This window comes from Dethiosulfatibacter sp. (genome assembly GCF_983023055.1).
This window is the reverse complement of sequence record NZ_CEZJXU010000046.1, coordinates 1-9202: the sequence shown is the minus strand read 5'-3', so window position 1 is coordinate 9202 and position 9202 is coordinate 1. Positions and strand designations below refer to the sequence as shown.

Below are 9202 nucleotides of genomic sequence, written 5' to 3'. Positions count from 1 at the left end.
TTTATTTATTTAGTTACAGCAGCTTTGTACTGTCCAGCAATATGGTGACAGGTCCGTCATTTATCAGCTCAATATCCATGTCTGCTGCGAAGACTCCTGATTCAACCTTAATGTCCGTACTTTTAATCTGCTCGATAAATTTATTGTAATAGGCCTCAGCCTTTACAGGGTTACCTGCTCCGGTAAAGCTTGGTCTTCTTCCTTTTCTCGCATCTCCCATGATTGTGAACTGGGATATTACAAGCATTTCACCTTCTATATCCCTAAGACTAAGGTTCATCTTCCCCTGGTTGTCCTCAAATATTCTTAGATTTACAGACTTGTCTATCAAATAATTCAAATCCTTGTCCGTATCATCTTCTGCTACGCCTAGAAAAACCAGAAGTCCATTGTTGATTTTCCCTGTAACTGAATCATCAACCCTTACTTCTGCTTCTTTTACTCTTTGAATAACTGCTCTCATAGTTAACGATACTCCTTATTTCTTGTATCTGTAGACGTCTATCACTCCGTCAATTCTTTTGAATTTCTTAATTAGATCATTAAGCTCCTTTGACTCTTTGATTTCAAAGGTGATGTTCATTACCGCAATCTTGTCCTTATTGATCCTTAAATTCAAATGGGTCGCATTGACCTTGAATTCAGTGTAGGTACCTGTAATATCCTGAAGAAGACCCGGTCTGTCTACAGCCTCGATCTGCAGTTCAGCAGTAAAGCTAATAGTCTTGCTGTTGTCCCATTCAACCTCAATAAACCTGGCGTCCTTGTCAGTAGAAGCAATATTCGTACAGTCTGACCTGTGAACTGATACTCCCCTTCCCCTGGTGATATAACCTACTATATCGTCACCAGGAACAGGGCTGCAGCATTTGGAGAATCTTACCTTTATATTGTCAAGACCCTTAATGATAACTCCTGATGTTGGAGTCTTTGTTTTTCTGGTTGTATCGACTTCCTTGATTTTTTCTACAAATTTATCTTTGTTGACTATCTTGTATTTGGAAATCAGCTTCATGACTACCTGAAGCTCAGTAATGGTTCTATGACCTACTGCAGCATAAAGATTGTCAAGAGTCTTAAGATTCATCTTTTCAACTATTTCCATGAGCCATTTTTCCTTCAGAAGCTCTGTAAGCTTGAATCCCTGCTTCTTTACTTCCTTTTCAATGGAATCCTTTCCATGGTTTATGTCCGTGCCTCTTTCCTTATCCTTGAAATACTTTCTGATCTTACTTCTAGCCTGACTGCTTTTTACAATCTTGAGCCAATCCATGCTGGGGCCGTTGCTGTTTGCAGAAGTGATTATATCTATCTGGTTGCCGTTTTTAAGCTTATAGTCAAGGGGTACTATCCTTCCGTTAACCTTGGCTCCTATACACTTGTTTCCTACTGCAGAATGGACCCTGTAGGCAAAGTCAATTGGAGTCGAACCTATTGGAAGGTTTATTACATCGCCATCTGGTGTGAAAACAAAAACTTCATCGGTATAGAGGTCAATTTTAAGTGACTCCATGAATTCCCTTGGGTCATTTGTATCCTTTTGCCAGTCAAGCATATGTCTAAGCCAGTTAAGTTTGTCTTCAAAATCATCCGTCTTTATGCCTTCTTTGTACTTCCAATGGGCTGCAATACCATACTCGGCAGTCTTGTGCATATCAAAAGTCCTTATTTGAATTTCAAAGGGTTCTCCATCTGGGCCTATAACTGTTGTATGAAGAGACTGGTACATATTGGGCTTGGGCATTGCTATATAGTCCTTGAACCTTCCAGGCATCGGTTTCCACAATGTATGGGCTACTCCAAGTACTCCGTAGCAATCCTTGACAGAAAGTACTATTATTCTTATGGCTGTAATATCATAAATTTCCTCGAATATCTTGTTTTTGTGATACATTTTTTTGTATATGCTGTATATGCTTTTAGGTCTGCCGCTAAGTTCAAATTCAATATTGGCTTCTTCTATATTTTCCTTGAGAATACTTTTAATGCTTTCGATGTATTCTTCCCTGTCTTTTCTCTTCTCTTTGAGCCTGTGCTTTACATCTTCAAATCCTTCAGGATCTATATATCTCAAGGCCAAATCTTCAAGCTCCCATTTTATGGATGCCATACCAAGACGGTTTGCTATTGGAGCATATATTTCCAAAGTTTCCATTGCTTTTTCTTTCTGTTTTTCAGGAGACATGTATTCAAGAGTCCTAAGGTTGTGAAGTCTGTCGGCAAGTTTGATGATTATAACCCTTATGTCCTTTGACATGGCTATTACCATCTTTCTAAGACTTTCCGCCTGTCTTTCTTCCTTGGATTTGTACTTAACCTTGCTAAGCTTTGTAACTCCGTCAACAAGATTAGCTATATCTTCGCTGAATTCATTCTTTATATCATCGTAGGTGGCTATTGTATCTTCAATTGTATCGTGAAGAAGACCTGCAGCTATAGTATCCACATCCATGCTGAGTTCAGTCAGTATTGTAGCAACAAGGTATGGATGAATAAAAAAAGCTTCTCCTGACAGCCTTAAAGGAGCATCATCATGAAGCTTTTTAGAATAGTTGTATGCTTTTTCTATGAGTTTGATATCTGCATTTGAATTATATTCCAATATATTTTTTATTAGTTTTTCCATTAAATATTACACCACCAATATCATAAAAGGCTGGATTAACCAACCTTTAGTATTTCACTATGGATTTTACATTGTATTTCTTCAGCCTGTCTCTTCCATTTAGACCTTCAAGTTCAATAAAAAAGCCAAGTCCAACAACTTCTCCTCCAAGCTTCTCAACAAGCTTGGCAGTAGCGCTGATTGTTCCTCCAGTTGCTAAAAGATCATCAACAATAAGAACTTTCATTCCATCAACTATAGCATCAACATGAATTTCGAGAGCGTCCTTTCCATATTCAAGGTCGTACTCGAAATTTTCAACTTCAGCAGGCAGCTTACCCGGCTTTCTAACAGGAACAAATCCTGCACCAAGGTTGTAAGCTACCGGTGTAGCAAATATAAATCCTCTGGATTCCGGTCCTACAACTATGTCTACTTCAATATCAGAAAAATACTCTGTTAGCTCGTCAATTGTCGCTTTGAGATATTTGGAATCCTTAAGAACTGTAGTTATATCTTTATAGCTTATTCCTTCTTCCGGAAAATTTTCAATCTCTCTAATTTTATCTTTATAGTTCATTCTTTTCTCCCTGATTTAAATATTTTACATACACAATATTGCTTTTTAGTTTAAAATCAATCAGGCCCTTACAGTTAAGACCAATTATAGTAGAAATAATCTTTTCTTCATTGATGACTATATTATAAAGTTTGTTTATATAAATGACAAGTCTGTTTATGTCAAATTTAAAAACACTGCTGTTGTTTTTATTTAAAACAGTGCTGATGATTTCTTCTTCATCTGATGTTGGAATCCAATACTTCCTTGCAAATTCAACTTTTGAAGTTGTATTTTTATCTAAGTTTCCGGAATTTAGAGATTCTAAATCTTCTTCTGTAACAAATATACCTTCAGGTATTTCAGCTATGTCAAAGTCAACATTCATTCCAGGAATTATTTTCAAAAAATCAAGTTTGATATTTTCAAAATAATTTCCAATAAAATTGATGATGTTGAACTGTACACTAGATCTGCCATTGAAAGTGTTGATGTTTAGGTTTCCGATTGCAGGATTGAAACTCTGAAATTCCTTCTTTTCATTTTCTTCAATATTGAACTTAATGACATCAAATACATTTTCACCTATTTTAATGTTTGCCTTGAGATGACTGCCTTCAGCACCTATATATCTATGGTTTACAACCTTATATCCGTCAATAAGAAATACGGGTTGCTCGTTTTCCAGACCAAAAGGTTCCAGCAGATGTATTTCGTTGACAGTATCAAGATTGATTTTATCATTCTCCATTATAACGGCATCTATGTCTATTTCTTCCACAAGATCCATATCACTGATTTTTTCATTGGCATAGATTTTTATATTTTCAATGAAATCCTCAATATTGTTTTCATGGACAGTAAGTCCAATGGCCTGGCTATGGCCTCCACATTTAACCGTCAGGTGTTCAAATTTTTTAACTGCATCATAGAGGTTGAATGTTGGAATACTTCTGCCTGATCCCTTGTAGAATTCTCCATTTTTCGAGAAAACAATTGAAGGCTTGAAATATTTTTCAGTAATTCTCGAGCTTACTATTCCTATTACACCCTCATGCCAGTCTCCCCCTTTTGCTACGAGCAGATTACTTGCCTTTTGTGAATGTATGCCTATGTCAGCCTGAAGAAATATCTTCTTTTCAATTTCCTTCCTGTAGGAATTAAGACCATTTATCTTTGATGCCATATTGCTTGCAAATACCTTGTCTTCAGACACAAGCATTTCAAGTGCAAGACTTGCATCGTCCACCCTTCCTGCAGCATTTATCCTTGGTCCAATTATATAGCCAAGGGTACTTGAAGTAACTTCCTTCTTCTTGATGGAAAGCTCATTCAATAGACATCTAATTCCTAGTAGGGGGTTGTTGTTGATTTCAAAAAGGCCATTTTTAACAATTATCCTGTTTTCACCCTTTATAGGTACTATGTCAGCTACTGTACCTACAGCAGCCAGCTGAATAAACTTGTTAAGCTCAAGTTCAAGTTTGTTGAATTCATCATATGCCGATACAAACTTATAGGCAAGACCCGCTCCACACAATACCTGATAGTACACCTGAGTGTCATCAATATGGGGATCAATAAGTACGTTGGCTGGTGGAAGTTTTTCCGGACATTTGTGATGGTCTATAACTATTACATCAATACCGGCTTCAACGGCCCTTTTTATCTCTTCATAGTTTGAGATTCCACAATCAAGAGTAATTAGTAATTTATAACCGCCTTCAATTATCTTGTCGACGGTTTTCATATTCAGTCCGTATCCATCTGCTTCCCTGTCAGGCAGATGATATCCAAACTTTGCTTCAATTGCTTTTAAAAGAAGAACAAGCTGAGCGGTGGCAGTAACACCGTCAGCATCGTAATCTCCATAAACAAATATTTTATTATTTTCAGCTGCATGTTTACTAAGCAGTTTTACGGCATCTTCCATGAACTTTATATCAAATGGATTTTTAAATTCTTGAAATTCAGTATTTAAAAATTCATTTATACTATCATTTGTTTTCAGATTTCTGTTATACATTGTAATGGCAGTTATCTGATTCAGATGGTAATTTTCTGCAATTTCAGCAACCAGTTTTTCATCATATTTTTTTATATGGAATTTCTTCCTCAATCAGTTTGCTCCTCTTCATCAACAGGGACTGAATTTTTTTCTTTAACTTCAACAACGGTCTTTGGTACCGGTCTTGTTGAAAGCTCTTTTATTTTTTCTTCACTAGTTCCAAGTTCAGATTTAAGATCTGAATTAATCTGTAGAAGATCCACATTTTCCTTTTCAAGGTTTTCAGACTGGGTAACAAGTGTGGTTTTTTCCCCTTCAAGAGCCTTGATCTGCTTATTCAATGACTTGATATTCCTAAGTCTCTTGATTTTGCCAAATGTGCTAAGTGCTACGGTTACCAGTGCTCCCAAACCTACAGACGCAAGAATAACCAAAGCTTGTGACATTTCACCCTGAAAAAAGAACAAATCTATAGTAACAGTGTCGCCGTTTTGTATTGCAAATATGGCGATAAATATTGATACAATCAACAGTAAAATAAAATTAACTTGCATGTGACATACCTCCAGCTTTTATTTTGATTAAACTGTCAAAAGTTAGTTTTGAAGTTAAACTCATCTATTCCTTTTGACGTTTAATTTACTATAATTATACTACAAATATCAATTCATTCATATAACTAATTCTGAACCTTGTTGGGATTGTAGTAGTTCACATCACCCTTAAGGGACTTGAGCATTACCCAGATTGGACTTGCAATAAATATTGAGGAATATGTACCTGCCAGCACTCCAACTATAAGTGGAAAAGCAAAATCCCTTATTGCTTCAACGCCAAAGATATACAGGGCGGATATGGCAAACAATGTGGTAACTGATGTATTTATTGATCTTACAAGAGTTTGTGATATGCTTAGCTCCACTATTTCCTCATATTTTGACTTCCTCATTTTCTTGATGTTTTCTCTTATCCTGTCGAAAACAACAATTGTATCATTTATGGAATACCCTACTATGGTAAGCATTGCAGCAATGAATGAGCTGTTTACTGGAACCTTAAAGATTGAGTAGACAGCAATACCTATTAGCACATCATGTAGCAGTGCAATTACAGCCGCTACACCAAACAGAAATTCAAATCTCAATGTTATATATGCCAACATGCATATAGAAGCTATGAGAACGGATATGACTGCTTTTTTCTGTGTTTCCTTTCCTATTGTTGGACCAAATTTCAATTGTTTAACGAAAGCATCATCCGTCAAACCGTATTCATTCTTGAATTGTGTAAATACTTCAAACCTTTCCTCGTTGTCTAGATTAACAGTGGTCTTTATTATAATCTGCGTATTGTTTTCACCTGCATGGACTATACTTGCATTTTTGTCAAAAGAATCTGTTATGTTCCTTATTTCATCCACAGGTACCTCATTCTCTAGTTCTATCTGAATTAGTGTTCCACCTGTAAAGTCTATACCTACATTTAATCCTCTAGCGAAAACCATTACCAATCCTACGGCTATGACGCTTAAAGATACCATGAAATAGTTTCTTTTGTTTTTTACTACATTAAGCTTCATTGAAACTTCATTACTCTGCTTCCTTACTCCATACATCTTATTTTCTTTAGAAAGCTCCATCTTGACAATTATCTTTAGAAGGTACCTTGTAGCAAAGACTGCCGTAAGAAGAGATACTGCAAGACCTACAAGCAAAGTTACTGCAAATCCCTTGACAGTTCCAGTACCGAAATAAAAGAGTACCAGTCCTGCAATGAGTGTTGTTACATTTGCATCGATAATGGTTTTCATGGCTCTTTTAAACCCTGAATCCACTGCTGTTCTTACGGATTTGCCAAGTAAAATCTCTTCCTTTATTCTTTCAAATATTACAACATTTGCATCAACAGCCATACCTACTGACAGGATAAGACCTGCAATACCAGCGAGTGTAAGCTTTGCATTAATTGCAATCAATACTCCCAGAACAACCATAATATATATAGTCAGGGCTATATCGGCTGCCAAACCAGGAAGCTTGTACATAAATATCATGAATATGAATATAAGTATAAGTCCTATGATGGCAGCATATATACTCTTATCCAAGGATTCAAGTCCAAGAGTAGGACCGACAACTGATACTTCTATCTCTTCCATTTCAACCGGCAAGGCTCCTGCTCTAATAAGATTGGCCAGGTTTGTTGCTTCTTCTATTGTAAAGCCACCTGAAATTACGCCTTTACCATCAGTTATCTCATCAGATACATAGGGAGCAGAAATGATATCTCCATCAAGGACGATTTCAATTATCCTGTCTTCTCTATTAGGCTCAGCCATTAGTCTGCCTGTTGCTTCAGCGAAAGCTTCAGCACCGGCCTTGTCGAATTCAAGAGCTACAACCACTTCATTCTTGTCACCATAGGTAACCTGTGATTCCTTTACATTTTCTCCTGTCAATACAATAGTACCGTCAAGCTCTCTGAACTGTAGCTGTGCAGTTTTTCCAATTAGGTCTATTGCTTCCTGGGGATTTGTAAGTCCTGCAAGCTCTATTCTAATTCTATTGTTGTTTTCAACTGTAATATTGGGTTCCGATACTCCAAGACCGTTTACCCTTTGTTCTATAATGGATTTTGCCTGTGAGATTTTCTCGTCAAGCTCAACTCCTGTGGCATCAGTCACTGCTTCCAAAACTACATAGACACCGCCTGACAAGTCAAGTCCAAGATCCATTTCGTCTTTTACAGGGCTGATAATATATCTGCCAAGATTCAGTCCGAAAGATGAAAGATATACTCCAATGGCTACTATTAGTATAATAGCAGCAAATATACTTCTGTTTTTGTTCTTCATATTATCCTCCTAGTCTTTATGCCACAACTCTAGCTGAGTTGATTCATGTGATATTCGATATATAAACGGTTCAATTTTATATCGAATATTACATGAATCAGAACGAAACTTGTTGTGATATAAAACATCATTAATTTTAGATTGTGAGACGACATAAAATCGCCCTGTTGCCTACATAAAAAAAATATACATTTATTGATTTCATAAATCAATAAAACTTTGTTATCTTTTCATAATACCTTATACTGGTTTTTCTAATTTCTTCTATTTCAAATACCATTTTAACTCATCCTTTCGGCTTTAAGTCTGATGGCACATTCTATTCTTTTTCTTTCCATTTCGCAGCCTATCTTATATGGCTTGTTAAAGTCACCATTGAAGTGCCACGCATTTGCATGGCATCCACCACTACAGAAATACTTTGCCCAGCAATTTCTACATTCTTCTTTAGTTAGAACATTACTTTCATAAAGTTTGTCTGATATGTCAGTATTCACTATTCCCTCGTCAAGGGTTCCAATTTTGAAATCATCTTCGCCAACAAACTGATGGCATGGATAAATATCGCCTTCAGGAGTTACAGCTATGTATTCATTTCCTGCACCACATCCTGATATCCTTTTGTAGATGCATGGTCCATGCTCAAGGTCTATTTCAAAGTGGAAGAAGTTAAATTCCTTGTCGGTACCTATTGAGTCCTTGTAAAGGTGATAGAGCTTTTCGTACTCTTCCTTTACCTTTTCTATATCAGATTCCTTTATTTCATAAATATCACCCGGCTCAGTAACAACGGGCTCCATTGACAGACTTTCAAATCCAAGATCTCTCATGTGCTTGACATCATTTGAAAAGTCAAGATTTTTACCAGTAAAGGTTCCTCTAATGAAATATGACCTGTCTTCTCTTTTTTTGATGGCCTTTTTGAAATTAGGTACTATAATGTCATAGCTTCCTGTACCTGTAGGGGTCAATCTCACATTATCATTGACTTCTTTTCTTCCATCAAGGCTCATTACCAGATTGTCGAAATGCTCGTCTATAAAGGCGATTTTTTCATCATCAAGAAGAACGCCATTGGTTGTCATAGTAAACCTGAAGTTTTTGTTGTATTTCTTTTCCTCTTCTCTTCCATAGTGTACAAGTTGCTTGCAGACTTCGAAATTCATCAGTGGCTCA

General features: G+C 36.5%; 7 protein-coding genes. All 7 read right to left on the bottom strand.

The features are described from left to right. Positions 1–13: 13 nt before the first annotated feature. Positions 14–463, bottom strand: coding sequence for a D-aminoacyl-tRNA deacylase (dtd, locus tag AC3AX0_RS03110; RefSeq protein WP_487548846.1), 450 nt, complete (start codon positions 461–463; stop codon positions 14–16). A gap of 15 nt (positions 464–478) precedes the next feature. Beyond that, positions 479–2626: a RelA/SpoT family protein gene (locus tag AC3AX0_RS03105; protein ID WP_487548845.1), complete on the bottom strand. Its 2148-nt coding sequence runs from the start codon at positions 2624–2626 to the stop codon at positions 479–481. Between the two features lie 46 nt (positions 2627–2672). Beyond that, a complete protein-coding gene (locus tag AC3AX0_RS03100) occupies positions 2673–3185 on the bottom strand; it encodes an adenine phosphoribosyltransferase (RefSeq protein ID WP_487548844.1) in 513 nt (170 codons plus the stop codon). Beyond that, the gene (recJ, locus tag AC3AX0_RS03095; protein ID WP_487548843.1) at positions 3175–5283 is read right to left on the bottom strand and encodes a single-stranded-DNA-specific exonuclease RecJ; all 2109 of its coding nucleotides are present in this window, start codon (positions 5281–5283) and stop codon (positions 3175–3177) included. The genes AC3AX0_RS03100 and recJ overlap by 11 nt, the downstream gene beginning before the upstream one ends. Then, positions 5280–5726, bottom strand: a complete 447-nt coding sequence (locus tag AC3AX0_RS03090) for a LapA family protein (RefSeq protein WP_487548842.1) — start codon at positions 5724–5726, stop codon at positions 5280–5282. The genes recJ and AC3AX0_RS03090 overlap by 4 nt, the downstream gene beginning before the upstream one ends. 125 nt (positions 5727–5851) lie before the next feature. Then, positions 5852–8026 (bottom strand): protein translocase subunit SecD, encoded by a 2175-nt coding sequence (secD, locus tag AC3AX0_RS03085; RefSeq protein WP_487548841.1) that lies wholly within the window; start codon positions 8024–8026, stop codon positions 5852–5854. A 281-nt stretch (positions 8027–8307) separates the two neighbouring features. Next, the coding region (gene scfB, locus AC3AX0_RS03080; RefSeq protein WP_487548840.1) for a thioether cross-link-forming SCIFF peptide maturase at positions 8308–9202 on the bottom strand (895 nt) is incomplete at its 5' end.

Coding starts and splice junctions, on each gene's coding strand:
- secD (WP_487548841.1), bottom strand. CDS start 8,026: ATGAAGAACAAAAACAGAAGTATATTTGCTGCTATTATACTAATAGTA.
- AC3AX0_RS03090 (WP_487548842.1), bottom strand. CDS start 5,726: ATGCAAGTTAATTTTATTTTACTGTTGATTGTATCAATATTTATCGCC.
- AC3AX0_RS03105 (WP_487548845.1), bottom strand. CDS start 2,626: ATGGAAAAACTAATAAAAAATATATTGGAATATAATTCAAATGCAGAT.
- dtd (WP_487548846.1), bottom strand. CDS start 463: ATGAGAGCAGTTATTCAAAGAGTAAAAGAAGCAGAAGTAAGGGTTGAT.
- AC3AX0_RS03100 (WP_487548844.1), bottom strand. CDS start 3,185: ATGAACTATAAAGATAAAATTAGAGAGATTGAAAATTTTCCGGAAGAA.